Origin of the sequence: Ornithinicoccus hortensis (assembly GCF_006716185.1) — a bacterium.
GTDB classification, from domain to species: Bacteria; Actinomycetota; Actinomycetes; order Actinomycetales; family Dermatophilaceae; genus Ornithinicoccus; species Ornithinicoccus hortensis.
Window position 1 is genome coordinate 3,751,586 of record NZ_VFOP01000001.1, and the last position, 26,467, is coordinate 3,778,052.

General features: G+C 72.0%; 23 protein-coding genes. 9 read left to right on the forward strand and 14 right to left on the reverse strand.

All coding sequences use genetic code 11. From position 1 onward, the window contains the following. Positions 1-3: 3 nt before the first annotated feature. The 4 genes from FB467_RS17515 to clpB all read right to left on the reverse strand — a co-directional run bounded on the left by FB467_RS17515 (position 4) and on the right by clpB (position 5,844). Complete coding sequence (locus FB467_RS17515) at positions 4-1,764, reverse strand: MFS transporter (protein ID WP_228393433.1); 1,761 nt, start codon at positions 1,762-1,764, stop codon at positions 4-6. A gap of 4 nt (positions 1,765-1,768) precedes the next feature. Then, positions 1,769-2,515, reverse strand: coding sequence for an LppX_LprAFG lipoprotein (locus tag FB467_RS17520; protein ID WP_170230818.1), 747 nt, complete (start codon positions 2,513-2,515; stop codon positions 1,769-1,771). Between the two features lie 40 nt (positions 2,516-2,555). Then, on the reverse strand, positions 2,556-3,203 hold the full coding sequence (locus FB467_RS17525; RefSeq protein ID WP_141786236.1) for a class I SAM-dependent methyltransferase: 648 nt from the start codon (positions 3,201-3,203) through the stop codon (positions 2,556-2,558). A 73-nt stretch (positions 3,204-3,276) separates the two neighbouring features. After that, positions 3,277-5,844 carry an ATP-dependent chaperone ClpB gene (gene clpB, locus FB467_RS17530; RefSeq protein WP_141786237.1) on the reverse strand — a complete coding sequence of 856 codons (2,568 nt, stop codon included), beginning with the start codon at positions 5,842-5,844 and terminating at the stop codon, positions 3,277-3,279. 151 nt (positions 5,845-5,995) lie between these two features. Between clpB and FB467_RS17535 the strand changes: the two genes are divergently transcribed. The 4 genes from FB467_RS17535 (at position 5,996) to FB467_RS17550 (ending at position 10,754) form a co-directional block, all read left to right on the forward strand. Then, on the forward strand, positions 5,996-6,697 hold the full coding sequence (locus FB467_RS17535; protein ID WP_141786238.1) for an MBL fold metallo-hydrolase: 702 nt from the start codon (positions 5,996-5,998) through the stop codon (positions 6,695-6,697). A gap of 437 nt (positions 6,698-7,134) precedes the next feature. Further along, positions 7,135-9,030 (forward strand): alpha-amylase family protein, encoded by a 1,896-nt coding sequence (locus FB467_RS17540; protein WP_141786239.1) that lies wholly within the window; start codon positions 7,135-7,137, stop codon positions 9,028-9,030. Between the two features lie 195 nt (positions 9,031-9,225). Further along, positions 9,226-9,897, forward strand: a complete 672-nt coding sequence (locus FB467_RS17545) for a transglycosylase family protein (protein ID WP_170230819.1) — start codon at positions 9,226-9,228, stop codon at positions 9,895-9,897. Beyond that, complete coding sequence (locus tag FB467_RS17550) at positions 9,894-10,754, forward strand: phosphotransferase (protein WP_141786240.1); 861 nt, start codon at positions 9,894-9,896, stop codon at positions 10,752-10,754. Before FB467_RS17545 ends, FB467_RS17550 begins: the two co-directional genes overlap by 4 nt. Before the next feature lie 4 nt (positions 10,755-10,758). On the opposite strand, the gene FB467_RS17555 is transcribed toward FB467_RS17550, so the two are convergent. Further along, a complete protein-coding gene (locus FB467_RS17555; RefSeq protein ID WP_141786241.1) occupies positions 10,759-11,655 on the reverse strand; it encodes a hypothetical protein in 897 nt (298 codons plus the stop codon). Between the two features lie 38 nt (positions 11,656-11,693). On the opposite strand from FB467_RS17555, the gene FB467_RS17560 reads away from it, so the two are divergent. Continuing rightward, entirely contained in the window at positions 11,694-12,809 is a 1,116-nt protein-coding gene (locus FB467_RS17560) for a heparan-alpha-glucosaminide N-acetyltransferase domain-containing protein (protein ID WP_141786242.1), read from the forward strand. On the opposite strand, the gene FB467_RS17565 is transcribed toward FB467_RS17560, so the two are convergent. Beyond that, positions 12,794-13,366: an NUDIX hydrolase gene (locus FB467_RS17565; RefSeq protein ID WP_141786243.1), complete on the reverse strand. Its 573-nt coding sequence runs from the start codon at positions 13,364-13,366 to the stop codon at positions 12,794-12,796. The two genes, FB467_RS17560 and FB467_RS17565, sit on opposite strands and share 16 nt — an antisense overlap. 83 nt (positions 13,367-13,449) lie before the next feature. Here FB467_RS17565 and FB467_RS17570 point away from each other — a divergent pair, with 83 nt between their 5' ends. Beyond that, the gene (locus FB467_RS17570; RefSeq protein ID WP_141786244.1) at positions 13,450-14,313 is read left to right on the forward strand and encodes a hypothetical protein; all 864 of its coding nucleotides are present in this window, start codon (positions 13,450-13,452) and stop codon (positions 14,311-14,313) included. 410 nt (positions 14,314-14,723) lie between these two features. On the opposite strand, the gene FB467_RS17575 is transcribed toward FB467_RS17570, so the two are convergent. After that, positions 14,724-15,518 (reverse strand): ZIP family metal transporter, encoded by a 795-nt coding sequence (locus tag FB467_RS17575; RefSeq protein ID WP_141786245.1) that lies wholly within the window; start codon positions 15,516-15,518, stop codon positions 14,724-14,726. A 9-nt stretch (positions 15,519-15,527) separates the two neighbouring features. Then, positions 15,528-16,727, reverse strand: a complete 1,200-nt coding sequence (locus tag FB467_RS17580; protein ID WP_141786246.1) for an acyl-CoA dehydrogenase family protein — start codon at positions 16,725-16,727, stop codon at positions 15,528-15,530. A gap of 86 nt (positions 16,728-16,813) precedes the next feature. On the opposite strand from FB467_RS17580, the gene FB467_RS17585 reads away from it, so the two are divergent. From FB467_RS17585 to FB467_RS17595, 3 genes are all read left to right on the forward strand, one after another. Beyond that, the gene (locus FB467_RS17585; RefSeq protein ID WP_141786247.1) at positions 16,814-17,614 is read left to right on the forward strand and encodes an HAD-IIA family hydrolase; all 801 of its coding nucleotides are present in this window, start codon (positions 16,814-16,816) and stop codon (positions 17,612-17,614) included. Between the two features lie 281 nt (positions 17,615-17,895). Then, on the forward strand, positions 17,896-20,250 hold the full coding sequence (locus tag FB467_RS17590; protein WP_170230820.1) for a cell wall-binding repeat-containing protein: 2,355 nt from the start codon (positions 17,896-17,898) through the stop codon (positions 20,248-20,250). Positions 20,251-20,720: 470 nt separating this feature from the next. Next, the gene (locus FB467_RS17595) at positions 20,721-21,254 is read left to right on the forward strand and encodes a GyrI-like domain-containing protein (RefSeq protein WP_342354735.1); all 534 of its coding nucleotides are present in this window, start codon (positions 20,721-20,723) and stop codon (positions 21,252-21,254) included. Here FB467_RS17595 and FB467_RS17600 read toward each other — a convergent pair. The 6 genes from FB467_RS17600 to FB467_RS17625 all read right to left on the reverse strand — a co-directional run bounded on the left by FB467_RS17600 (position 21,251) and on the right by FB467_RS17625 (position 26,341). Next, a complete protein-coding gene (locus FB467_RS17600) occupies positions 21,251-21,709 on the reverse strand; it encodes a heat shock protein transcriptional repressor HspR (RefSeq protein ID WP_141786249.1) in 459 nt (152 codons plus the stop codon). The genes FB467_RS17595 and FB467_RS17600 overlap by 4 nt on opposite strands. 68 nt (positions 21,710-21,777) lie before the next feature. Next, positions 21,778-22,785 carry a DnaJ C-terminal domain-containing protein gene (locus FB467_RS17605; RefSeq protein WP_141786250.1) on the reverse strand — a complete coding sequence of 336 codons (1,008 nt, stop codon included), beginning with the start codon at positions 22,783-22,785 and terminating at the stop codon, positions 21,778-21,780. Positions 22,786-22,944: 159 nt separating this feature from the next. After that, positions 22,945-23,610: a nucleotide exchange factor GrpE gene (locus FB467_RS17610; RefSeq protein WP_141786251.1), complete on the reverse strand. Its 666-nt coding sequence runs from the start codon at positions 23,608-23,610 to the stop codon at positions 22,945-22,947. Beyond that, positions 23,607-25,514, reverse strand: coding sequence for a molecular chaperone DnaK (gene dnaK / locus FB467_RS17615; protein WP_141786252.1), 1,908 nt, complete (start codon positions 25,512-25,514; stop codon positions 23,607-23,609). Before dnaK ends, FB467_RS17610 begins: the two co-directional genes overlap by 4 nt. Positions 25,515-25,646: 132 nt before the next feature. Further along, entirely contained in the window at positions 25,647-26,111 is a 465-nt protein-coding gene (locus FB467_RS19570) for a type II toxin-antitoxin system RelE/ParE family toxin (RefSeq protein WP_170230821.1), read from the reverse strand. After that, positions 26,108-26,341: an addiction module protein gene (locus FB467_RS17625; protein WP_141786254.1), complete on the reverse strand. Its 234-nt coding sequence runs from the start codon at positions 26,339-26,341 to the stop codon at positions 26,108-26,110. The genes FB467_RS19570 and FB467_RS17625 overlap by 4 nt, the downstream gene beginning before the upstream one ends. Positions 26,342-26,467 lie beyond the last annotated feature (126 nt).

Below are 26,467 nucleotides of genomic sequence, written 5' to 3' on the forward strand. Positions count from 1 at the left end.
CGGTCAGGACCGGATCGAGTCCAGTTGGCTCTCCCGGTCGACCTTGGCGACCCGGTGCCAGCCCAGGAGCACGGCCACGGCGGCGGCGACGACCGAGCAGATCCCGGCACCCAGGAAGACGGTGTGCACCTGGACGACGGCGGCGTCCAGCACCGCGTTGCTGTCGCCCGGGTCGGGCAGCGCGGCCACCGCTTCGTGGAACCGGCGCAGCCCGACCGCGGTGAGCAGCGCCAGCCCGACGACCATCCCGACCATCCGGGCGACGACCACCAGCGAGCTCACCGTGCCGTGGGCGTGCTCGACCGCGTCGGCGAGCGCGGCGTCGTTGACCGGGGCGATCGCCAGCCCCACCCCGAGGCCGGCCAGGACCAGCACGATGGTGGTGGGGACCGTGTCGGCCAGGGAGGTCCGGTCCCAACCGGCCATCACGAACAGGCAGATACCGGCGAGCAGCAGCCCGGGGGCGGCCACCACCCCGGGGCCGAGGCGGCGCAGCGCCACCCCGCCGGCGACCGCCCCGACGGGGACCGCCACCAGGAAGCGGACCAGCTCGAAGGCGGCGTCGGTCTGGGTGGTGCCCGGCGACAGGCGCGCCAACAGCGGCACGTCGACCACGATCGCCACGATCGCGGCCCCCACCAGCAGGCTGACCACCAGGGCCGGCGTCACCCGGCCGCGGACGACCCCGGCCTGGATCAGCGGGTTGGCCGCGGTGCGCTGCCGGATCCAGAAGGCCAGCAGGGCGACCGCACCGACCGGCAGCAGCCACAACCCCCAGGGCCCGAGCACCTCGCTCTCCGGGTCGGCGGTGGAGAAGGTGAGGACCAGCGCGCCCAGCGCGAGGGCGACGAACGCGGCGCCGAGCACGTCGGCGCGCAGCAGCACCGGGAGCCAGCGGCGGGCGGTGACGACCGCGAGCAGGAGCACCGCCACCGTGGCCGCGGCACCGATCGGGGTGGCCACCCGCGAGGAGGAGTCCTCCGCGAACGGGATGAACGGCTCGCCGTACTCGATCGAGGTGACCAGGGCGTCCGGCGCCCAGAGGGTGAGCGTCCACAGTCCCGCCGCGGCCAGGGCCAGCACCGCGGCCAGCAGCGAGACGGCCCGCGAGTGCCCTGCGGCGGAGCGCGGCACGGTCCCCTCGGGCACCGGCTGCAGCTGGCCGGCCGGCATCAGCCGCCCGACCAGCCAGACCCCGAGGAAGAAGAGCAGGCCGAGCACCACGTTGAGCCAGAAGATCCCCCGCCAGCTGGACACCAGCAGGATCGCCGCGCCGAGCAGGGGCCCGAGCACCGAGCCCAATTCCTGGACGGCCCCGACGATCCCCAGCGGGGTGCCGCGGCGGCCGGGCGGCCACAGGTCGGCGACCAGCGCCAGGGTGGCCGGCACCAGCCCGCCCCCGCCGAGTCCCTGAAGTACCCGCCCGCCGATCATCACCGGCAGGTCGACGGCGGCCGCGGTCACGGCCGAGCCGACCACGAAGATGAGCAGGCAGGCCAGCAGGATCCGGCGGCGTTCGACCAGGTCGGAGAGCCGGCCGATCAGCGGCAGCACCGCGATGTACCCCAGCAGGAAGCCGGAGATGATCGGGGCGCCCTTCTGCAGGGACTCGATGCCCAGTCCCGCCCCGGCCATCATGTCCGGCAGCGCCAACACCACGACATACGTGTCGGCCGCGGCCAGCGCGACCGCGGTGGAGGCGACGCCGAGCAGCGCCCGCGCGCCGCGCGGTTGGTCGGAGGTCACCGGTGGGGTGTCGGTCACCGGGTCAGGGTGCCTCGATGGTCACCGGGGTGCCGAAGTCGTCGAGCGTCAGCGCGTAGGTCGAGTCGGCCGGCGGGTAGAACGGTCCGGTGATGGTGACGGTCCGGGCCTCCCAGCTCTCCTCGACCAGGCCGTAGGTGACCTCGAAGGTGCCCTCGGCGTCACCGACCCCGAGCAGGTCGACGACCGCCTGGCCGGGCAGCGTCCCGGTGACCTGCTGCACGATCTCGCGGCCCTCCCGCGACTGGTCGCCGAAGGCGGCGTCCTCGGTTGTGGTCAGCAGGCTGACGATCCCCTCCTCGGGGTCGAACAGCTTGGCCGGGTCGGGGACGTTGAGGTCCTCGGGCTTGGTGGTGATGTAGTCGGGCGTGAACGGCAGCTGGACGTGGAGCTCGCCGGCGAAGGCGATCGTCGGGACGTCGGCCTGGATGCCCGAGACGTTGGCGGTGATCGTGCCCTCGAACGCCGGCGGGTCCATGGTGCCCGAACCGACCGCCTTGATGATGTAGTTGTCGAGGTCCTCGGGCAGGTTGCTGCCGGTCATCTCCAGCGAGACCGACCCGGCGTCCGTGAGCACCTCGCGGGCCTGGGCCAGCCGGTCCTCCGGGGTCGGCGCCTCGGTCGTCTCGACCGGGTCGTCGGTGTCGGGCTCGTCGTCGCCGCTGCACGCCGCGCTGCCCAGCAGTGCCGCCAGCGACACAGCAGCGGCCAGGGTTCGCCCGCGTCCCCGGCCGGTGTGAAGGCTGCTCATCATCGTTCCCTCCCTGGAGGCGGACCTGTCGGGACTCAACCTATCCGGCCCGGCGGGCGACGAGGTAACCCTGCGGCTGCGGCTCGCCGTCCCGGCCCGGGCGGCCGCCCCAGAAGACCACCTCGAAGCCGGCGTCGGTGACCCGGCGCTCCATCTCCTGCGGGGAGTGCCAGTAGATGTCGAAGGCGATGCCGAGGTCGAGCGTGCCGCCGCCCCGACGCGGGCTGTCGTCGCCGACCTTGAAGGCGGTGGCCAGGTAGCCACCCGGCCGGACCACGCGGGCCAACTCGGCGAAGGCCCGCGGCGCGTCCTCCGGCGGCAGGTACATCAGCGAGTACCACCCGAGGACCCCGGCCAGCGAGGCGTCGTCGAACGGCAGCCGGCGCAGGTCGGCCACCTCGAAGGGGTATGCCGGATGGTCCCGTCGCGCGACCCGCACCATCTCCTCGGACAGGTCGACTCCGTGCGGCTGCAGGCCCTGGTCTGCCAGGTAGGGCGCGAGCCGGCCCGACCCGCTGCCGATGTCGCCGACCGTCGTGCCGAGTCCGGCGTCGCGCACCAGCCGGCAGAACAGGTCGAGGACGGCCCGGTCCTCCGGGATCTCCTCGAGCGCGTCGGCCAGCCGTTCGGCATACAGCTCGGCGAGCACGTCGTGCGCCTCGCGCAGCTCCTGGGTCCTGCGGTCCACCCCGTCACGGTAGGTCAGGGCACCGACGGGACGGACCACGGCGCGGGCCGTGATCCGTCCCCGGTGGCGCAGGTCAGGCCAGCCGCAGCTCGTCTGCGTCGGGGTCGAGGTCCACGGACACCGTCTGGCCGTCGCGGACCTCGCCGGCGAGCAGGGCCCTGGCCAGCCGGTCGCCGATCTGGGTCTGCACCAGCCGGCGCAGCGGCCGGGCGCCGTAGGCCGGGTCGTAGCCCCGGTCGGCGAGCCACGCGGTCGCGGCGTCGGTGACCTCCAGCTCGATCCGGCGGTCGGCCAGCCGGCGGGCCAGCTGCTGCACCTGCAGCCCCACGATGGTGGCCAGCTCGTCCCTGGTCAGCGCGTCGAAGATGACGACCTCGTCGAGCCGGTTGAGGAACTCGGGCTTGAACGCGGTGCGCACCGTGGCCATCACCTGCTCCCGCTTGGTCTCCCGGTCCGAGAGCGGGTCCACCAGGAACTGGCTGCCCAGGTTGGAGGTCATCACCAGGATGACGTTGCGGAAGTCGACCGTGCGTCCCTGGCCGTCGGTGAGCCGGCCGTCGTCGAGCACCTGCAGCAGGATGTCGAACGTCTCCGGGTGGGCCTTCTCCACCTCGTCCAGCAGCACCACGGAATACGGCCGTCGCCGGACCGCCTCGGTGAGCTGGCCGCCCTCCTCGTAGCCCACGTAGCCGGGCGGCGCGCCGATCAACCGGGCGACCGCGTGCCGCTCGGAGTACTCGCTCATGTCGATGCGGACCATCGCCCGCTCGTCGTCGAACAGGAAGTCGGCCAGCGCCTTGGCCAGCTCGGTCTTCCCGACGCCCGTCGGGCCGAGGAACAGGAAGGACCCGGTCGGCCGGTCCGGGTCGGAGATGCCCGCCCGCGAGCGCCGCACCGCGTCGCTCACCGCGCGCACCGCCTCGGTCTGCCCGATCAGGCGCCGGCCGAGGAACTCCTCCATCCGGAGCAGCTTCTCGGTCTCCCCCTCCAGCAGCCGGCCGGCGGGGATGCCGGTCCAGGCCGAGATGACCTCGGCGATGTCGTCCGCCCCGACCTCGTCCTTGACCATGGGGTCACCGGAGCCCTCGGTGTCCTCCGAGCTGCGCTCGGCCTCCTGGGCCGCCTCGAGCTCCTGCTCGGCGGTCGGGATCTCGCCATAGAGCAGCCGGGAGGCCGACTCGTAGTCGCCCTCGCGCTGCAGCTTCTCGGCGCGGGTGCGCAGCTCGTCCAGGCGGGCCTTGAGCTCACCGACCCGGTTCAGGCCGGACTTCTCCGCCTCCCAGCGGGCGTTGAGCGCGGCCAGCTGCTCCTGCTTGTCGGCCAGGTCGGCCCGGAGCCGGGCGAGCCGCTCGCGAGAGGCGTCGTCGGTCTCCTTGGTCAGGTGCAGCTCCTCCATCCGGAGCCGGTCCACGGCGCGCTGCAGCTCGTCGATCTCCACCGGCGAGGAGTCGATCTCCATCCGCAGCCGGGACGCGGCCTCGTCGACCAGGTCGATCGCCTTGTCCGGCAGCTTGCGGCCGGTGATGTAACGGTCGGACAGCGAGGCGGCCGCGACCAGCGCTGAGTCGGCGATGGCCACCTTGTGGTGCGCCTCGTAACGCTCCTTGAGCCCGCGCAGGATAGCCACGGAGTCCTCGACGCTCGGCTCGCCCACGAAGACCTGCTGGAAGCGGCGCTCCAGGGCGGGGTCCTTCTCGATGTGCTCGCGGTACTCGTCCAGCGTCGTGGCACCGACCATCCGGAGCTCCCCGCGGGCCAGCAGCGGCTTGAGCATGTTGCCCGCGTCCATCGACCCCTCGGCGGCACCGGCCCCGACGACGGTGTGCAGCTCGTCGATGAAGGTGACGATCTGGCCGTTGCTGGCCTTGATCTCCCCGAGCACCGCCTTGAGCCGCTCCTCGAACTCGCCGCGGTACTTCGCGCCGGCCACCATCGCCCCCAGGTCGAGGGAGATGAGCCGCTTGTCGCGCAGCGACTCCGGCACGTCACCGGCGACGATCCGCTGCGCCAGGCCCTCGACGACGGCGGTCTTGCCGACACCGGGGTCCCCGATCAGGACCGGGTTGTTCTTGGTCCGGCGGGACAGCACCTGCACCACCCGCCGGATCTCGGAGTCGCGGCCGATGACGGGGTCCAGGCTTCCCTCGCGGGCGGCCTCGGTCAGGTCGTTGCCGTACTTGCCCAGCGCGTCATAGGTGCCCTCGGGGTCGGCGGAGTCGACGGCGGCACCTCCCCGCAGGGCCGGGATCCGCTGTGCGATCGCCTCGGCATCCAGCCCGAACGTCCCGGTCCGCGCCAGCGCCAGCAGCAGGTGGTCGGTCGACACGAAGGTGTCGCCCATCGACTGCATCTCCTGCTGCGCGGCCGTGAGCACCGCCAGGGTCTGGCGGGAGAGCTGCGGCGTGCCGACGGTCGACCCGGACACGGACGGCAGACCGGACAGCGCGGTGTCCGCGGCCTGGGTCGCGCTCGCCGCGGAGCTCCCGACCGCGTCGAGCAGCGGCCCCGTCGTGGTGTCCCCCTGCTGGGCGAGCGCCCGCAGCAGGTGCGCGGGCTCGACCTGCGCGTGCCCGGCCGCCGCGGCTTCCCGCACCGCGGTCGAGAGGGCCTCCTGTGCCTTCGTGGTCAACTGCAGATCCATCGGTATGCCGTCCCCTTCCGTTCGTGTGCAGACTCGTCCGAATCTCTGGTTGCGTCAACTACCCCAAAGTTGAGTCTATTCCGCTCAACCCTAGGTCTTGCGAGCCGATGCCCCGGACCTCGTGCCCCCGGGCGCCCGCTAGGTTGGGCGGGTGCTGATCTCCGCCTTCCCCGCCGGGCCGCTGGCCGCCAACTGCTACGCCGTCGCCGCCGGCCGCGACCGCGAGTGCGTCATCATCGACCCCGGCCAGGACAGCGCCGACGGCATCGAGGCGATGCTGGTCGAGCACGGGCTGACCCTCCGGGCGGTGCTGGTCACCCACGGGCACTTCGACCACATGTGGCAGGCGCAGGAGGTGGCCGATCGCCATACCGTCCCGGTGTGGATCCACCCCGCGGACCGCCACCTGCTCAGCGACCCGATGGCGGCCATCTCCACCGAGTCCGCCGCCATGCTCCGCGCGCAGCTCGGCCTCACCGAGGTCGGGGAGTTCCGCGAGCCGCAGCAGGTGCGGGACGCGGTGGCCGGTGCGCGGATCGAGATCGACGGGCTGACCCTGACCGTGGACCACGTGCCGGGCCACACCCCGGGGACGGTGGCCTACCGGGCGGACTACGACGGGCCCGAAGAGTTCTCCCAGGTGTGGTTCACCGGCGACTTCCTCTTCGCCGGCTCGATCGGCCGCACCGACCTCACCGGCGGCGACCACCCGACGATGCAGCAGAGCCTGGCCCAGGCGGTGCTCCCGCTCCCCGACGACGTCGTGGTCTTCCCCGGCCACGGCCCGCACACCACCGTGGGTCGCGAGCGTGCCCAGAACCCCTTCCTCCGGGACCTCCCACCCACCTCCTGACCCCGGCATACCGGATCGACCCCCGGCGTACCTGCTCTCCTGCGCACCAACCCCCGCGCCGCTCCGACATCAGCGCCTTCCTGCCCCGCGAGCGGCAAAGTGCCCCCGAAGCGGCAAATGTCGCGACATTTGCCGCTCGCAGGGAGATTTGCCGCTCGCAGGGAGATTTGCCGCGCACCGGGACATTTACCGCGCGCAGGCACGTATGCCGCCCGCGTCGCCGGGAGCGGCCAGCTCGCGCCAGACAGCCACCAAGCACCGAGCCCCCGACGCAAGCGCCGTCCTGCCCCGCAAGCGGCAGAGTGCCCCATAAGCGCCAAATGTCGCGACATTTGCCGCACGCCGGGACATTTGCCGCCTCCCGAGAAATTTGCCGCGCACAGGCACGTATGCCGTGCACGGTGACGCTGCGGGCACCCGGGTGGCATGCTGCCGCCATGGAGAGCGACCACGACCTGCGGGATCAGGTCCTCGCCGCCCGCATCGAGCGGTGGCGCCCCGACCTGCTCGAGGCCCTCGCCGAGCTCTACCCGGACCCGGACGCCGTCGCCGACCGGCTGCTCGAGCTGGCGGCGCGCGCCTACCGGGAACGCCCGGAGGACCTGCACGCGCTCGACCTGGCCCGCAGCCTGCGACCGGACTGGTTCCAGCAACCCTCGATGCTGGGTTACGCCTGCTATGCCGACCGGTTCGCGGGTGACCTGCGAGGGGTCGCCCGGCACACGGCATACCTGAAGGAGCTCGGGGTCACCTACCTGCACCTGATGCCCCTGCTCACGCCCCGGCCCAAGCCCAACGACGGGGGCTACGCGGTGCAGGACTACCGCAGCGTGCGGCCGGACCTGGGCACCATGGAGGACCTGGCCGAGCTCACCCAGGTGCTGCGGGCCGAGGGGATCAGCCTGTGCCTGGACCTGGTGCTCAACCACGTCGCGGCGGAGCACGAGTGGGCGCAGCGGGCACGGGCGGGCGAGCGGCGCTACCTGGACTACTTCCTCACCTTCGCCGACCGGGACCTGCCCGACGCCTACGAGCGGACGCTGCCGGAGGTCTTCCCCGACTTCGCGCCGGGCAACTTCACCTTCGACGAGGACCTCGGCCGCTGGGTGTGGACCACCTTCAACGCCTGGCAGTGGGACGTGAACTGGGCCAACCCCGACGTCCTGGTGGAGTACGCCGACACCGTCTGCTTCCTGGCCAACCAGGGCGTCGAGGTGCTGCGGCTGGACGCGATCGCGTTCACCTGGAAGCGGATGGGCACCGACTGCCAGAACCAACCGGAGGTCCACGCGCTGACCCAGGCGCTGCGGACCGTGGCCCGGATCGTGGCCCCCGCGGTCGTCTTCAAGGCCGAGGCGATCGTCGGGCCGCGCGAACTGCTGCCCTACCTGGGGCAGGGGCGGCACCACGGCAAGGTGTCCGACCTCGCCTACCACAACGGGCTCATGGTGCAGGTCTGGAACATGCTGGCCACCGGCGACGTGCGCCTCACCGCCCACGCGCTCGCGCAGCTCCCACAGGCCCCGAGCACCACCGCCTGGATCACCTACGCCCGGTGCCACGACGACATCGGGTGGGCGATCGACGACCGGGACGCCGCCGCGCTCGGGCTGCACGGCTGGTCGCACCGCCGCTACCTCGCCGACTTCTACGCCGGTGACGTCCCGGGGTCCTTCGCCCGGGGGCTGCTGTTCCAGGAGAACGAGCAGACCGGGGACCGCCGCACCTCCGGGATGCTGGCCTCGCTCGCCGGGCTCGAGACCGAGGACCCCTATGCCGTATGGCGTGTCCTCCTGGTCCATGCGGTGATCCTTGGCTTCGGTGGGGTGCCCGTCCTCTGGATGGGCGACGAGCTGGGCCTGACCAACGACTGGGCCTGGGACCGGGACCCCGACCACGCCGACGACAACCGGTGGCTGCACCGGCCCCGGTTGCCGTGGGACGCGGCCGGCGAAGACGGGTCCGGGCCGGCGGGCAACCACGAGGTGCGCGCGGGCCTGGGTCACCTGGTCAGGGTCCGCCAGGACCTGCCGCACCTGCACGCGTCGACCCCCTCGACGCCGATGCTGACCCGGGACCCCGGCGTCCTGCTGTTGCGGCGCGACCACCCGCTCGGCCCGATGGTGGCCGCCTACAACGTCACGGCCGAGCACCGCCCGGTCCCCGAGAGCGTGCTCCGGGAGGCCGGACTGGACCCGGACCGGTGCGTGGACCGGATCTCCGGCACCCGCCCGACCTGGCACCCGGGGGCCGGCGAGCGCTCGCTGTGGCTCACGGAATACCAACCGGTGTGGCTGGTCGCCACCGAGACCGCCGCGCACTCGCTCGGGTAGCCAAGTCCAGCCAGGCCCGTTACCGTGGACGGCCGTTGTGCCCACCGTTGCGCACGACGTTGCCCGCAGCGTCGCCGCGGAGGCGGCCCCCTGCCCCCGCCGAGCGACCTTGCCCCCGACCTCACCCGAAAGGCGTGAGCCCGCCGGGTGGCCGCGGCCCACACGTGGTCGGCCAACCGGCACCGAGGAGAGTTCATGAACCGCTCCACGCACACCCCTGCCCGCTCCCGCCACACCCGCAGCCGGGTCGCCACCCGCCTCGTGGGTGCCGGCGCCGCCGCGATGGTCGCCGTCGGACTCGGCGCCGCGAGCGCCAGCGCCTCCGGCTACGACCCCGGCGTCTGGGACGACGTCGCGCAGTGCGAGTCCAGTGGCGACTGGCACATCAACACCGGCAACGGCTTCTACGGCGGCCTGCAGTTCCACCCCGCCACCTGGAACGGTTTCGGCGGCGGCGAGTACGCCGGCTACGCCCACCAGGCCAGCAAGGCCGAGCAGATCGCGGTCGCCCGGCGGGTGCTCTACACCCAGGGCCCGGGCGCCTGGCCGGTGTGCTCGGTGCAGGCCGGCCTCACCACGACCAACGGCGGCGCCGACCCGGACGCCCAGCCCGGCGACGGCGGCACCCCGCCCGAGGAGCCGGCTCCGCCGGAGGACCCGCCGGCCACCCCGCCCGGTGAGGTGACCCGCTACGTCAGCGCCAACTACGCGGCCAACGTGCGCTCCGGCCCCGGCGAGCAGTATGCCGTCGTGGGCTCCGAGCCGCGTGGGACCGAGGTCTCCGGGGAACTGCACTCCTCCGGCTGGCTGAACCTCGGCGACGACCGCTGGATCGGCCCGGCCGTGCTCTCCGAGTACCCCGTGTGACCCGACCCGACGACCCGCTTCCCGGGCTGACCCCCGAGCAGCGCGCCCGGGTGGCCGGCTGGCTCCCGGGTGCGCGGCTCGTGCGGGACCACAGCTGGGGACTCGTCGACACCGCCGTGCGGCAGCTGCGGCACGGCGGTGTCGACGTCGTGGTCAAGGCGGCCGGCCCGGACAACCACCACATCGGCCGGGAGCTCACCGCCCACGAGACGATGCTCGCGCCGTGGACGGCCATCGGCCGGGCCCCGCGGCTGCTGCACGGCGACCGCGACCTCAACATCCTGGTCGCCAGCTACCTGCCCGGGGACCTGGTGCAGGACACCCCGGCCGCCGCCGACCCGGACACCTACCGGCAGGCGGGGGAGTTGCTCGCGGCCCTCCACCAGCAGGGCTCCCGGACGGACGAGTGCTACGAGGCCCGGATGGACGCCGCTGCGCTGACCTGGCTGGACCGGCCGCACCGGATCGACCCTGATACCTGCGGGGCACTGCGGGAGGCCATCGCCGGCCACCGGCACGAACCGGTCGAGGTGGTCCCGACCCACGGCGACTACCAGACCCGCAACTGGCTGGTGGCCGACGGCACCGTGTCCGTCATCGACTTCGGGCGGGCGCAGTGGCGCCCCGCGCACACCGACCTGGCCCGGCTCGCCACCCGGGAGTTCCCCGGGCACCCCGAGCGCGAGGAGGCGTTCCTCCAGGGCTACGGCAGCGACCCGCGCGAGCCCGCGGCGTGGCGGCGGACGACGCTGCGCGAGGCGATCGGCACGGCCGCCTGGGCCTACCAGGTCGGCGACCGGCCGTTCGAGGAGCAGGGCCACCGGATGATCGCCGCCGCGCTCCGCACCGCGGGCTGATCGCCTATTCGGTCCCGCCACCCCCGACGAAGGCCTGCGGCACGTGGAACAACTGGCTCTGGTCGTCCCGGGCCAGCGGCCAGTCCCCCAGCCACCCGTAGTGCGCCGGGAACGCCCCGCCATCCCCGAACGCCGCCTCGGCGGCCCCGTCACTGACCCGCGACTCCGATGCCCCGGCGTCCGCGGCCCGACAGGTGGCGTAGGCCTGCACCGGCGCCAGGTCCGCGGCCCGGATGATCGCCGCGACCGCCGCGTGGTCCGGGTGCGGGTAGGAGAAGCACCCGTCCGCCTCCCCCGGGAAGTAGTAGGCGCCCAGCACCCGGTCCGGCGCGCGGTCCAGCAGGCCGAACTCCGCGGGGTCGGTGATCACCTGTTCCGCCGCCCAGGTGGCCTCCTGCTCGGTCAGGTCCCCGTCCCCCAGGTCGAAGGCGACCAGGGCGCCGCGCCCCTCGGCGTCGCGCCACACCAGGGCGTCGGCGTCGACGGTCACCTCACCGTCGTCGTCGCGTCCGACCGCGACGTCGTCGGGGTCGAGGCCGGTCACCCGCTCGGGCTCGGCCGGCAGGGCACCGGGCAGCGTGGCGTCCTGCTCCCCCATCTGCTCGAAGAAGCCGGTCCAGGACGCGAGCCGGGCGTCGGCGCAGGTGGACGTCCACCGTCCGCCGCCGGTCTCGGAGTCGCAGTAGGAGCTCTGCTCACCGCGGGTCATCAGCACGAAGACGGTGTAGGAGTCCTCCCTGCCCTCCACCTGGCTCCAGACCTGGAACTCGTCGTCGGGGTGCGGCAGCAGCACGTAGGTGACCTCGGCGACCGGGTCGGCCCCGTCGTCGGGGGCGGCGCCCGAGCAGGCCGCCAGGGTGAGGCCGAGGCAGGCCACCGCGACCCACCGCACCCCGTTCACGGGGCCAGGATACGCAGCCCACGACATACACTCCCGGGGTGACGCACGCGACCATGGTCTCGGGGACGAAACTCCACCGAGTCGCCTCGCTCGACGTGGTCCGGGGGTTGATGCTCGTCGCGAGCGTGGGGGTCAACTCGGTGATCAACGCCTCCGGGCAGAGCGAGCACCACCCGTGGAACGGCGTGCACCTGATCGACCTGATCTTCCCCATCTTCGTCACCCTCACCGGGGCCGGCATCGCCTTCGCCTACGTCCGCGGCATCAGCAACCCGCGCCGCCTGGTGCGCAGGGTCGTCGTGCTCACCACGGCCGGCTTCGTCTACGGGGCGCTCACCACCGCCAACTGGGATCCCGCGACCACCCGGGTCTTCGGCATCCTGCAGCTGTATGCCGTGGTGATCCTCCTCGTCTGCCTGGCCCACATCTGGATCCGGACGACGCTGGGCTGGGTCGTCGTGGTGCTGGTGCTCACCGCCGGCCTGACCCTGCTGCACACGGTGTTCATGGTGCACTGCGGCGGGATGGTGACGCGGGAGTGCAACCCGTCGCTGACCATCGACCTCCAACAGGCCTGGCTGGCGCACACCTACCACCTGGGCGAGTCCGGCCACGACCCGGAGGGGCTGGTGTCCATGGCCGGGGCGACCCTGCAGGCCTCCGTCGGCGCCCTGTTCGGTCACGTCATCCTGAACGCCCGGGCGGCCCAGGACCGGGTGACCGTGGTGCGACGCCTCGGCACCGCGGTGAGCCTGGGCCTGGTGGTCCTCGCCGCCGCCTCGATCCTGCTCCCGGTGTTGGTGGGTGCCGAGCCGCTGCCGGTGATGAAGCGGCTGTGGACCCCGCCGTTCGCCGTGCTGACCGGCGCGGGCACCGGGGTCGTCCTGCTGCTCGCGTACCTGCTGATCGACCACGGCGACTCGCAGGAGCGGGCCGCCCGGCTCCGGCCGCTGGAGCCGTTGCTGGCGCTGGGACGCAACTCGCTGCTCGTCTACTTCGGCTCGCACGTGCTCAACGCGCTGTTCCGGCAGTGGGGCTGGGTGCAGCCGCTCACCGGCACGCCCTGGGAGCACCTCTTCCCCGTCCTATCCATCCTGGCGTGGACGGCCCTGGCCATGGTGCTCAACCGGCACCGGCTCTACCTGCGCGCCTGACCGCCGATCCGCTCGCGGGCCAGCCGCACCAGCGCGGTCATCTCCTCCGTGGCACCCGGTATGCCGTCCGCCGGCCACCACCGCACGTCGAGGGACTCCTCGCTCACCACGGGCCGGGCCCCGCCGCGGGCCACCGCGAGGAAGCGCACGTCCAGGTGGTGCACGTCGCCGCGCTCGCCGCAGAACGGCACCTCGTGCTCGTCCAGGTGGACCGGGACCGGGTCGAGGTCGAGCTCGTCGGCGGCCAGGCCGGACTCCTCGACCGCCTCGCGCAGGGCGGCACCGGCCAGCGTCTCGTCGCCGGGCTCGCAGTGGCCGCCGAACTGGAACCAGCGCCCGGCCTTGCGGTGCAGCGTGAGCAGCACCTGGCCACCGTCCGGGGACACCACGAGCACGCTGGCGGTGAGGTGGTCGGGGTGGCACTCCCGGCTCAGGCCGTCGTCGTAGTCGTACAGGTGCCCACCGAACCGGTCCCGCAGCAGGGCCTGCTCCGGGGTCGGCGGCACCCAGGCGGTGAGGGTGCGGAGCGCGTCACGGTGCAGCGATCGGGAAGTCACCGGACCAGTCTGCCCCGAACCCACCCGGATCAACCGGCCACGCCCTCCCCGGGTGCGGGCCCCGTCCGTGTCACAGTGACCGGATGCGACCGATCCCGCGGTTCTGGACCACCGCCGACGCCGACGTGCCCGGACCGGACGGCGGCAACCTCGCCCTCCGCGTCTGGGGCTGGTCGACCACCTCCCTGGCGGACGCGGCCAGGGTCGCCGCGGACCGTCTCGCCCAGGTGCGGCGCAAGGCCGAGGTCGGCGAGCCCCTGCAGCGCGGGCAGTACTACCCGCGCCTCCCGCTGCGCGAGGAGACGCTGGCCGAGGTCACGGCCGAGGACGGCACGCTCCTGGCGGTCGTCACCCGCAACCGCTACGGCGCCGAGGTCCTCAACACCGACGCCCTCCTGATCGCCGACATCGACCTGCCCGAGCCCACCCGGCCGAGCGGCGGCGGCCTGCTCGGGCGCTTCCTCGGTCGTGGCGGTACGAAGGCCGGACCCGACCCGCAGGAGGACGCCCTGCACCGGATCGACCAGTTCGCCCGGGCACACCCCGACCTGGGCGTGCACACCTACCGGACGGCCGCCGGCCTGCGGGTCCTGGTGACCGGTGGGGACCTGCCACCGGGCACGAAGGCCGCCGAGCAGGTGCTCAGGGAGCTGGACTCCGACCCCGTCTACATCCTGCTGTGCACGACCCACGAGACCTACCGGGCCCGGCTGACGCCGAAACCGTGGCGCTGCGGGCACGCGGCCAAGAGTGTCGGGTGGCCCTACCCCGAGGACCGCGTCGGGTATGCCGAACAGTGGGTGGACAGGTACAACGAGCTCGCCACCGGGTACAGCTCGACGCACCACCTGACCTCGGTCGGGCCCGCACCAACACCGCAGGAGCAGCAGGTCATCCAGACCCACGACTGGGTGTCCAGGGCCACCGAGAGCCTCCCCCTGGCCTGACCCCCGCTCGACGAGAGCGACGTGCGGGACGAACGGGACGTGCAGCACCGCGGTTACCTGCCGCCTGTCCTCGTGGTGGGGACACGTTCGCGGGCGGGGAGCCGGGGGTGCGGCCGGCCGCCGGGCCTAGTGGCACCGGTACCCGGCCTGGCCGACTCGTGCCCGCCGTGTCGGCGGCTACCAGTCAGACAAACCGGGTACCAGTGGGCACGCTGCCTGCATGGACGGGCCGGGCCAAGCTGTCCCCATTTCGAGGACACCGCAGGTCAGGCCCGCCATTTCCGGACGGCACTAGGGGGTCGGCAGCACAACCGCAACGAAAAGACGTGTCAGGACGACAAAACCGCTACGAAAACTGGTGGCGAGTCGGTCGCCGCCAGGCGTCCCACATCCCGTCGCGGGCTGCTCGATCAGCCGATCTGCAGGCTGACCCAGATCACCAGACCGCCGGCCACGAGGCCGCCCAGCCCCTGGGCCCAGTGGGTCTGGTAGCGCCGCGCCGCGGGGAGCAGCTCGCGCAGGCTGAGCGCGATCATCATCCCGGCGACCAGCGCCAGGGTGAGCACGAGCAGCTCGTCGGGCAGCAGCGCCCGGAGCAGGAAGTAGCCGACCAGGGCCCCGACCGGCTCGGCGAGCCCGGACAGGGCGGCCCAGGTGAGCGCCCGCTGCCGGCTGCCCGTCGCCGCGTAGATCGGGGCCGCGACCGCCATCCCCTCGGGGATGTTGTGGATCGCGATCGCCACGACCAGGGTGGCGCCGAGCTGCGGGGACTCCAGGGTGGCCAGGAAGGTCATCAACCCCTCGGGCAGGTTGTGCGCCCCGACGATGAGGGCCACCAGCAGGCCGCTGCGCAGCAGCCGCTGGTTGGCCAGCAGGTCCGCCGGGCCCTGCCGCTCCTCCCCGCCCGCGATGTCGGCCGGGTTGATGCTGTGCGGCAGCAGCGCGTCGATCAGGAAGACGAGGCCGACCCCGGCGGCCAGCACACCGGCTGTCCACCAGCTGGACCCGGAGACCTCCGAGGCACGCAGGGTGCGCAACGTCAGGGGCAGGATCTCCACGACCGACAGCACGATCATGATGCCGGCCGCGAAGGCCAGCCCGACGGCCAGCGGACCCCGCCGGCGCATCCCGGGGTGCAGCGCCAGCGCACCGCCGACGATCGTCGCCGCCCCGGCCAGGGTGGCGGCCGCGATCGCCCAGAGCATCCGCGGCGGTCAGCCGCGGAAGGCGGCGTGCCCGGTGAGCGCCTGCCCCAGGACCAGGGTGTGCATCTCCGTGGTGCCCTCGTAGGTGAGCACGGACTCCAGGTTCGCGGCGTGCCGCAGCGGCGCGTACTCCGAGCTGATCCCGTTGGCCCCGAGCACGCTGCGGCACTCGCGGGCGATCGCCAGCGCGCGGCGCACGTTGTTCAGTTTGCCCAGGCTCACCTGCTGCGGCGTGATCTGACCGGCGTCCTTGAGCCGGCCCAACTGCAGCGCCAGCAGCATCCCGGTGATGTAGTCGGTCCCGAGGTCGACCAGCTTGGCCTGGGTCAGCTGGAAGCCGGCGATCGGCCGGCCGAACTGCTCGCGCGAGCCGGCGTAGTCGATCGCGGTCGTCAGCGCGTCCCGCGCGGCACCCATGGCGCCGAAGACGATGCCGTAGCGGGCCTCGGACAGCGCCCCCAGCGGGCCGGACAGGCCCTTCGCGCCGGGCAGCATGGCCGAGTCCGGCAGCCGCACCCCCTCCAGCACCAGCTCGCTAGTGACCGAGGCACGCAGCGACAGCTTGCCCTTGATCTCCGGCGCCGAGAACCCCTTGGTGTCGGTCGGGACGACGAACCCGCGGATGCCGTCCTCGGTCTGCGCCCACACCACGGCCACCGACGCGACCGAGCCGTTGGTGATCCACATCTTGGTGCCGTCCAGCACCCAGTCGTCCCCGTCCCGCCGGGCGCGGGTGCGCATGTTGCCGGGGTCCGATCCCTGGTCCGGCTCGGTCAGGCCGAAGCACCCGATGGCCTCACCGGTCGCCATCCGGGGCAGCCACTCCTGCTTCTGCTCCTCGCTGCCGTAGGCGTGGATGGAGAACATCGCCAAGGAGCCCTGCACGCTCACCAGGGAGCGCAGCCCGGAGTCGACCGCCTCCACCTCGGCGCAGACCAGGCCGTATGCCGTGGCGCTGGTCCCCGCGCAGCCGTAGCCGTCCAGGTGCATCCCGAGGAGCCCGAGGGAGCCCAGCTCCTTGGCCAGGTCGCGCACCGGGAGCGCCCCGTCGAGGTACCACTGGGCCACGTGCGGCCGGGCCAGGTCGGCCAGCGCCTTGCGGGTGGTGTCCCGGATCGCCAGGTCCTCCTCGGCGACACCGAGATCCAGGGCGCCGAGCTGGTCGAGGGTCCAGACCTTCTTGGTGGTCCTGTCGGTGGACGGGGACATGCGTGACCTCCACGGTGAGACGGGACACCCACTCTACGGGCGGCACGTGCGGACCGGGAGGCGGGCGGTGCTGGCACGATAGACCCATGACCGAACGGATCCCGGTGGACTGCTGGCTGACCGACATGGACGGCGTCCTGGTGCACGAGGAGCGGGCGCTGCCCGGCGCCGCCGACTTCATCGCCACCCTCATCGACACCGGGACCCGGTTCCAGGTGCTCACCAACAACTCGATCTACACCCCCAGGGACCTCCGGGCGCGGTTGCTCTCCGGCGGGATCGACGTGCCCGAGGACAACATCTGGACCTCCGCCCTGGCGACCGCCACCTTCCTGCACGCCCAGCGGGAGGGCGGCACGGCATACGTGATCGGCGAGGCCGGTCTGACGACCGCGCTGCACGACGTGGGCTACGTGCTCACCGACCGCGACCCCGACTACGTCGTCCTCGGGGAGACCCGCACCTACTCCTTCGAGGCGATCACCCGCGCGATCCGCCTCGTGGTCGGGGGCGCCCGGTTCATCGCCACGAACCCGGACCCGACCGGCCCCTCGGCCGACGGGCCGCTGCCGGCCACCGGGTCGGTGGCCGCGCTGATCACCCGGGCGACCGGGATCACCCCCTACTACGTGGGCAAGCCCAACCCGCTGATGATGCGCAGCGCGCTGAACCGGATCGACGCCCACTCCGAGCACACGGTGATGATCGGGGACCGGATGGACACCGACATCGTCAGCGGGCTCGAGGCCGGCCTGCGCACCGTCCTGGTCCTCACCGGGTCGACGTCCGCCGCCGAGGTGGAGCGTTTCCCCTACCGCCCGACCGCGGTGCACGACTCGATCGAGAGCGTCGTCCCACTCGTCCGGGAGTTCTACCCCGAGGGGTGACGCCCCGCGGCAAGCATTGCGACTGTTGACCATTCGCGGGGAAAGTCTTTACCACAGTGACGCGTGTGATCCGCGTTGCGCCGCGCCCAAAAGGTTGTCAGGCGCCTCAACCTGTCGGTAGGTTTCCCCTCGGACGTCCATGGGGGGCGTCCGCACCGAGCTGGATGTCGGCGGTGTCAACCCGATGCCGACCGCCCCGGCGCACAATGGAATGGGGAAACGTGTCACACACACAGAAGAGGACGCGCGGCCGCATTGTTGCGGCTGTCGCGGGTCTCGGCATGGTGGCCAGCGCGCTGCCTGCCGTTGCCGCGAGCGCCTCGTCGGTCTCCGCTGACAAGCAGGCCGACAAGGTGACCAGCGAGGTCCAGGCCGACCTCGACAAGAACGGTGAGGCCAACGTCTGGGTTCACTTCAGCAACCGTCCCGACCTGTCGCAGTTCGAGGGACTCAACTGGTCCGACCGCGGCAAGGCGGTCAACGCCGCGCTGCGTGCGGCCGCCGACGAGAGCCAGGCCGACCTCCGCGCCCAGCTCGACGCGGCCGGTGTGGACTACAAGTCCTTCTACATCACCAACGCGATCAAGGTGAACTCGGCCGACCTGGACCTGGTCAAGTCGATGGCCGCGGACGCTGGCGTGGACAAGATCTACCCCGAGTTCGAGGTCGTGCAGCAGGAGCCGGTGTCCAAGACCGCCACCGACATGGCTCCCCACGCCACCGAGTGGGGCCTGGACAACATCAACGCCCCGGCCGTCTGGGACCTGGGGTACACCGGTGAGGGCATCGTGGTCGCCACGGTCGACACCGGTGTGGCCGGTGAGCACCCGGCCCTGGCCGAGCACTACCGTGGCACCGAGACCGGCAGCGACGACTACAACTGGTTCGACCCGCAGGGCGGCGCCGACAGCCCGACCGACTACGACGAGCACGGCACCCACGTGACCGGCACGATGGTCGGCGACGACGGCTCCGGCAACCAGATCGGTGTCGCTCCCGGCGCCAAGTGGATCGCCGCCGCGGGCTGCTGCCCCGACGACGAGGCCCTGCTCTCCTCCATGGAGTGGATGCTGGCCCCGACCCCGGTCGGTGGCGGCGAGGGCGACACGGACATGCGTCCGCACATCGTGAACAACTCCTGGGGCACCACCGCCCCCTCGAACGACCCGTTCGGTGAGGAGATCCAGGAGGCCTGGGCCGCCGAGGGCATCTTCGGCGTGTGGTCCAACGGCAACAACGGCCCGGAGTGCAACACCTCCGGCTCCCCGGGCAGCCGTACGCTGAACTACTCGGTCGGCGCCTACGACGTGAACAACACGATCGGCGACTTCTCCTCGCGCGGTCCGGGTCAGGACGGCGAGATCAAGCCGAACATCTCGGCCCCCGGCGTGAACGTCCGGTCCTCCGTGCCGGGTGACGGTTACGCCAACTTCAACGGCACCTCGATGGCCGCCCCGCACGTTTCGGGCGCCATCGCGCTGCTGTGGTCCTCCAACCCCGACCTGGTCGGTGACATCGAGGCCACGACCGAGCTGCTGAACACCACCGCGATCGACACCGCGGACGACCAGTGTGGCGGCACCGCCGAGGACAACCCGGTCTACGGTGAGGGTCGTCTCGACGCCCTGGCCCTGGTCGAGGCCGGCGCCGGCGAGGAGCCGGAGCCCCCGGCCCTGGAGGTCGTGCGCTACCAGGGTGAGCACCGTTACGACACCGCCGCGGAGATCTCCACCTACTACGGTGGCGACATCGACACGGTCTACGTGACCACCGGTCAGGGCTTCGCCGACGCGCTGGCTGGCGGCTCCGCCGCCTCCAACGGCCTGTTCGGCACCATGGAGACCCCGGAGGGCAACCCCGCTCCGGTGCTGCTGGTGCGCGGCCAGGACGACAACCTGGACTCGGCGAAGTTCCACACGATGTTCAAGGAGCAGCTGACCAACATCGACCCCGAGAACATCGTGGTCCTGGGTGGCACCGGCGTGGTCTCCGAGGGCATCGAGGCCGAGCTGGGTGACTACGCCCCGAACGTGCGCCGCATCGGTGGTGCCGACCGTTACGAGACGGCCGCGCTGCTGGCCGCCGAGTTCGACTCCCCCGACACCATCTACGTGGCCCGCGGCAACGGGGACAAGGCCTTCGCCGACGCCCTCGCGGGCTCGGCCGCGGCCGGCCGGGACAACGCCCCGGTCCTGCTGGTGAAGGACACCGAGGTTCCCCCGGCTGCTGCCGAGGTCCTCGCCGACAACCCGGACGCCACCGTCGTGGTCCTGGGTGGCACCGCCGCCGTGTCCGACGCGGTCTACGCCGAGGTCGGCGCCTCCGAGCGCCTCTCCGGTGACAACCGCTACGAGACCGGCCTGGCCGTGTCCGCCGGGTACGAGGCCGCCGACGTGGTCTACGTGGCCACCGGCCAGCAGTACGCCGACGCCCTCGCCGGTGGTGCTCTCGCCGGCTCCGAGGACGTCCCGGTCCTGCTGGTCCGCGGTAGCGACGACAACCTGTCCGGCAAGTTCGGTGCCGGCATCGAGGAAGAGATCGCTCGCCTCGGCGCCAGCAAGGTCGTCATCCTCGGCGGTACCTCCGCGGTGTCCCAGGGCATCGAGGACGACATCGCCGACGGCGTCGACGACTGAGGTAGTCACCACCTGAGCAGCACACGCTGACTCACACCGAGGCCGCCGGGCCGGGGAACCACTCCCCGACCCGGCGGCTTCGTCATACCCCCTGGCTGCAGGATTCTCGGGTCACCCGATAATCCTGACCTTCGACCCAGAACCTTCCCGGGACGAAGCGTCAGGTTCCGGGGTGAAGCACCCCCAGGGCAGCAAGAAGCAGCACACTCGGGCCACGATCGAAGCACCGACCCGGTCATCGACGGAAGCGAGACGACCTCACGGCCGAGCGCATACCCTGACACCGTGATCAGTGTCGAGCGCGTCGCCGAGTTCGCGGCTGCCCTGGCCGTCCCCGCTCACGCACCGACCGGTGACCAGGTGGCCGCGCAGCGATGAAGATCGACCTGAAAAGGGAGCGTCCGGACCTGTACCGACCACCGACCACGGAGTTCACCGAGGTCGACGTCCCACCGATCACCTAGCTGGCCATCGACGGTCACGGCGATCCCAACACCTCGCCGGCCTACACGGCGGCGGTCGGCGCCCTCTACGCCAGCGCCTACGCCACCAAGTTCGCGTTTCGCGACCGCACGGGCGAGGACTTCGTGGTCAGCCCGCTCGAGGGCCTGTGGTCCAGCGAGGACCCCACGACGTTCACGGAGCGCCGCAAGGACGAGTGGGACTGGACGATGCTCATCGCCTTCCCGGAACCCGTCGACCGGGAAGACCTGGCGCAGGGACTGGCCCGCGCGGCACACAAGAAGCCGGAGCTACCGGTCTCGGACGTGCGGGTGCTGGAGCTGACCGAGGGACGGTCCCTGCAGATCATGAACGTGGGCAGCTACGACGATGAGGGCCCGACCCTGGCCCGGCTGCACCATGAGGTGATGCCCGAGCGGGGGTTGACGTTCAACGGGCCGCACCACGAGATCTACCTGGGCGACCCGCGCAGGGCGGCCCCGGAGACGTTGCGGACGGTGTTGCGTCAGCCGGTCCGTCCGTTGGGCAACGCGCCGACCTAGGACCAGTCCTCGTCGGACCGCGGACGCCACAGCACCAGCGCGGTCGACGGGGCGACCTGACGGGGACGCCGCCCGGGCGGGAGCACGGTCACCTCGCCGGCCGCGCCGGCGGCGAACACCCGCCGCGCGGACCGGACGGTCCGCTCGAGCTCCTCGTTCTGGGCGGTGAGCTCCGCCACCCGGGACCGCAGGGCGTCCAGCTGCAGCTCCAGCTGCATGATCCGCTCGATCCCCGCCAGGCTGATGCCCTCCTCCTGGGAGAGCCGCTGGACCTCGCGCAGCCGGGAGACGTCCCGGGCGGAGTAGCGCCGCCCGCCGCCGCGGGTGCGCTGCGGCGTGACCAGGCCGAGCCGGTCGTACTGCCGCAGCGTCTGGGCGTGCATCCCGGCGAGCTCGGCCGCGACCGAGATGACGAACACCGGGGTGTCGTCGTCGTGGTGTCCCCGCCTGCCCATCGTGCTCACCTCCGTCGGTGTCGGTCCGGATCGATGTCTGCTGCCGGGGCGGGTGCCTCCGGCTGGGGTCAGGTGCGCGCCCTGGCGTAGATGTCCTCGCGGGGCCCGGGGCCGTCGGCCTCGTCGGCCTGCAACGCCTCGACCGCCTCGCGCGCCGTGTCGCTGAGCCGTTGCGGCACCACGACCTGCACCTTGGCGAGCAGGTCACCTGTGCCGGACTTGCCGGCGATGCCACGGCCCTTGACCCGCAGCACCCGGCCCGAGGGGGTCCCCGGCGCCACCTTGACCTTCACCCGGGCACCCTCCAGCGTCGGGACCTCCACGGTGGCGCCCAGCGCGGCCTCCGAGAAGGTGACCGGCAGGTCCACCGTGAGGTTGAGCCCGTCCCGGCCGAAGACCGGGTGCGGCTGGACCGTCACGTGCAGCAGCAGGTCGCCCTGGGGCGCACCGGGGTCGCCGGCCATGCCCTTGCCGCGCAGCCTGATCTTCTGCCCGTCCTTGACCCCGGCCGGGATCCGGGTGGTGACCCGGCCGCCCTCGGGGGTCTGCAGGGTCACCGTGTCACCGGTGGCCGCCTGCCGGAAGCTGATCGTGGTCCGGGCCTCCACGTCCCGACCCCGGCGCGGCCCACGGGTCGCACCGTAGCCACCGAAGCCGCCCGGGCCGAAGCCCCCGCCGAGCAGGTCCTCCAGGTTGACGCCACCGGACCCGCCCCCGCCGGTGCTGAACCGGACGTTCTGCGCCCCGCCACCCCCGCCGCCGAACATCTGGGCGAAGACGTCCTCGAAGCCGGCACCCCCGCCGGCACCGCCCCCACCGGCGGTGAACCGCGCACCGCCCCGGGACATCTGCCGGATCGCGTCGTACTGCTGGCGCTCCTCGGGGTCGGACAGCACCGCGTTGGCTTCGCCGATCTCCTTGAACCGTTGCTCGGCCGCGGCGTCCCCCGGGTTCTTGTCCGGGTGGTACGTGCGCGCCAGCTTGCGGTAGGCCTTCTTGATCTCCGCGGCGTCGGCGTCACTGCTCACCCCGAGCACGGCATAGAAGTCCTTGTCGAACCAGTCCTGACTGGCCACCTGTCCTCACCTCCCACACATTGTCGTAGCAATCTCCGCGTCCCCCGCACTCTTCGTCGGGGTCGGGTCGTTCCCATCATCCACCGGCCGGTCCGCCCCGGCCGGCGGTGGGGCCGCGCGCCGCGAAGGCTGCCGCGGCCCCACCGGGGCTCCGGTCGGTCAGCTGGCCGGGTCGGCCACGGCCACCCGGGCCGCCCGCACCAGACGCTCCCCGACCAGGAAGCCGGGCTGCATGACCTGGACGATGGTCGTCTCGGTCGCACCCTCGGGCAGCTCGGCCTCGGGCAGGTGCATCAGCGCCTCGTGCACGGTCGGGTCGAAGACCTCACCCACGGCGCCGACCTCCTGCACGCCGAAGCGCCCCAGGACGCCGGTCAGCTTGTCGGCGATCGCGGCCATCGGCCCGTCGGTCAGGTCGCCGTGCGCCCGCGCGGAGTGGATGTCGTCCAGCACCGGCAGCAGCGCCTCGACGACGCTGCCCACGGCCGCCTCGGTGTCCCGCACCCGGTCCCGGTCGACCCGCCGCTTGTAGTTGACGTACTCGGCCTGCAGCCGGCGCAGGTCCTCGAGGCGGTCGGCCGCGAGCTGGGTGTCCGGGTGCGCCTCCTCGGCACCCCCGTCGCCCTGCTCGTATGCCGTCCGCTCGCCGTCCGCGGGCGCCTCCCCCTCGGTGGTGGTCTCCTCGCGGGCCGGGCCGGGGGTGGTCCCCTCACGGACCTGACCGGTCTCCGGGTCGAGCCGGCGCTTGTCCCGGATCACCGGGCCGGTGGCCTCCTGCTCGTCCTCCCCGGGGCCCTGCCCCGGGGAGGCGTTGACGTCGGTCACTTGGTCTCCTCGTCGTCCTCGACGACCTCGGCGTCGACCACGTCGTCACCGGCGGAGCCGGCCTGGGCGTCGTCACCGGCGCCCGGGAAGCCCTCGCCACCGGGGAACCCGGCACCGGCGCCCTCGGCACCCGCGGACTGGTCGGCATACAGCGCGGCACCCATCTTCTGGGACTCGGCCGACAGCTTCTCGGTCTTGGTCTTGATGTCCTCGGCGCTGGCGCCGGACTCCGGCTTCAGCGCCTCCTTGAGGTCGTTCAGCGCCTCGTCGACCGGGCCCCGGGCGTCGCCCTGGACCTTGTCGCCGTTGTCGGCCAGGAACTTCTCGGTGGAGTAGACCAGCTGCTCCGCGGTGTTCCGGCTCTCGGTCTCCTCGCGGCGCTTCTTGTCCTCCTCGGCGTGCGCCTCGGCGTCCTTGATCATCCGCTCGATCTCCTCCTTGGGCAGCGCGCTGCCGCCGGAGATCGTCATCGACTGCTCCTGGCCGGTGCCCCGGTCCTTGGCGGACACGTGCACGATGCCGTTGGCGTCGATGTCGAAGGTGACCTCGATCTGCGGCACCCCGCGGGGGGCCGGGGAGATGCCGGTCAGCTCGAAGTTGCCCAGCGGCTTGTTGTGCTGGGCGATGTCGCGCTCACCCTGGTAGACCTGGATGCCCACGGTCGGCTGGTTGTCGGTCGCCGTGGTGAAGACCTCGCTGCGCTTGGTCGGGATCGCGGTGTTGCGCTCGATCAGCTTGGTCAGGATCCCGCCCTGGGTCTCGATGCCCAGGCTCAGCGGGGTGACGTCGATGAGCAGCACGTCCTTGCGCTCACCCTTCAGCACACCGGCCTGCAGGGCGGCGCCGACCGCGACGACCTCGTCGGGGTTCACGCCCTTGTTCGGCTCCTTGCCGCCGGTGAGCTTCTTGACCAGCTCGGCGACGGACGGCATACGGGTCGATCCGCCGACCAGGACCACGTGGTCGATGTCGGCGAGCTTGATCCCCGCGTCGGAGATGACCTGCTCGAACGGGGCCTTGGTGCGGTCCAGCAGGTCCGAGGTCATCTGCTCGAACTGGGCGCGGGACAGCGACTCGTCCAGGTGGATCGGGCCGTTGGCGCCCATCGAGAGGTACTGCAGGTTGATCGAGGTCGAGGTGGAGCTGGACAGCTCCTTCTTGGCCTGCTCGGCCGCGTCGCGCAGCCGCTGCATCGCGATCTTGTCGGTGGCCAGGTCGACGCCGGTCTGGTTCTTGACCGTGGTCAGCAGGTGCTGGACGATCCGCTCGTCCCAGTCGTCACCACCGAGCTTGTTGTCACCGTGGGTGGCGCGCACCTGGATGGTGGAGAACCCGTCCTCCGGGTCCTTGCCCACCTCGAGCAGCGACACGTCGAAGGTGCCACCACCGAGGTCGAAGACGAGGATCAGCTCGTCCTCCTTGCCCTTGTCCAGCCCGTACGCCAGCGCGGCGGCGGTCGGCTCGTTGATGATCCGCAGCACGTTGAGGCCGGCGATCTCGCCCGCCTCCTTGGTGGCCTGCCGCTCGGCGTCGTCGAAGTAGGCCGGCACGGTGATGACCGCGTCGGTGACGTCCTCGCCAAGGTAGGACTCGGCGTCCTTCTTCAGCTTCATCAGCGTGCGGGCGCTGATCTCCTGCGCCGTGTAGGTCTTGCCGTCGATGTCGCCGGTCTTCCAGTCGGTGCCGATGTGGCGCTTGACCGACCGGATGGTGCGCTCGACGTTGGTGACGGCCTGCCGCTTGGCAACCTCACCGACGAGGATCTCCCCGTTCTTGGCGAAGCTGACGACCGACGGCGTGGTGCGCCCGCCCTCGGCGTTCGCGATGATCTTCGGCTCCCCGCCCTCGAGGACGGCGACCGCGGAGTTGGTGGTGCCGAGGTCGATCCCTACTGCTCGTCCCATGTGTGTTCTCCCTGTATGCGGTGTGGTCCGGCCTGCAGCCGAGACCGGGTGGTCTGTGGTTCCGTCGCCCAACTTGCATCCGCAGACCCGACCCTGTCAAATCGAGACTCAGTGAAGTTGAGTACATCTGACTCAACTCCGACCAGGGCCCGATTGTTCCCGGGGTTGGCACGCGCCCGACAGGCAGAAGGGTGCCTCGGGACATGACCTGCTGGACGCCGCGCTGTTCTCGGTCGCACTACCGATCTGCGCCGCGGACACCGGCGCCGGGCGCGCGGCCGCGGATGAGTCCCTGTCCGCCCAGCACAGCGGCCTCCGCCGCTGGTGAGCGACCGCAACTACTTTCAAGACGTCGTCCGCGACGTAGAAGACGAACCGGTAGTGGGACCGCGGTACTCGTGCGTGGCGGAAGGTCCTGTCGGACCCTGGAACCGGCACAACCGGTGCTGATTCACGCCACTCCATGCAGCGGTCGACGACCTGGTCGTAATCAGCGCGGAACCGTGCACCCCGGCCCTGCCCGCCCTTGTCGTACCACTGGATCGCGTCGTCCAACTCGCGGAGCGCCTCGGGATGGAACCCGGCGCGGAGGATCAAGCGTCTCTCGCAGCGGCGCGCGCGTCGAGATACGCGTCGGCCTCCTCCCGCGTCAGCGTCCTCACAGCGCCGCTCTCGAGCTCGTCGGCCCGTAGCGCCACGACCGAGGCCCACGCCGCGTCGATCGCCGACTGGTCGGCCTCGTCGGCCTCGTAGAGCACGTCGGCGACCCGAGAGCGCTCCTCGGGCGAGAGCGCCATCGCGGCTCGGATCACCTCGGCCAGGGTCATGCGGCCATTCTATCGATGAGCCCGACATCGCCCCAGATCTTCTCCACAGGCCCGACGGCTCGGCTTGCCGCTGGCATGCCGGCATCGACCGAAACTCGATTCACGCTTCGCCGCCGACCTCGACGC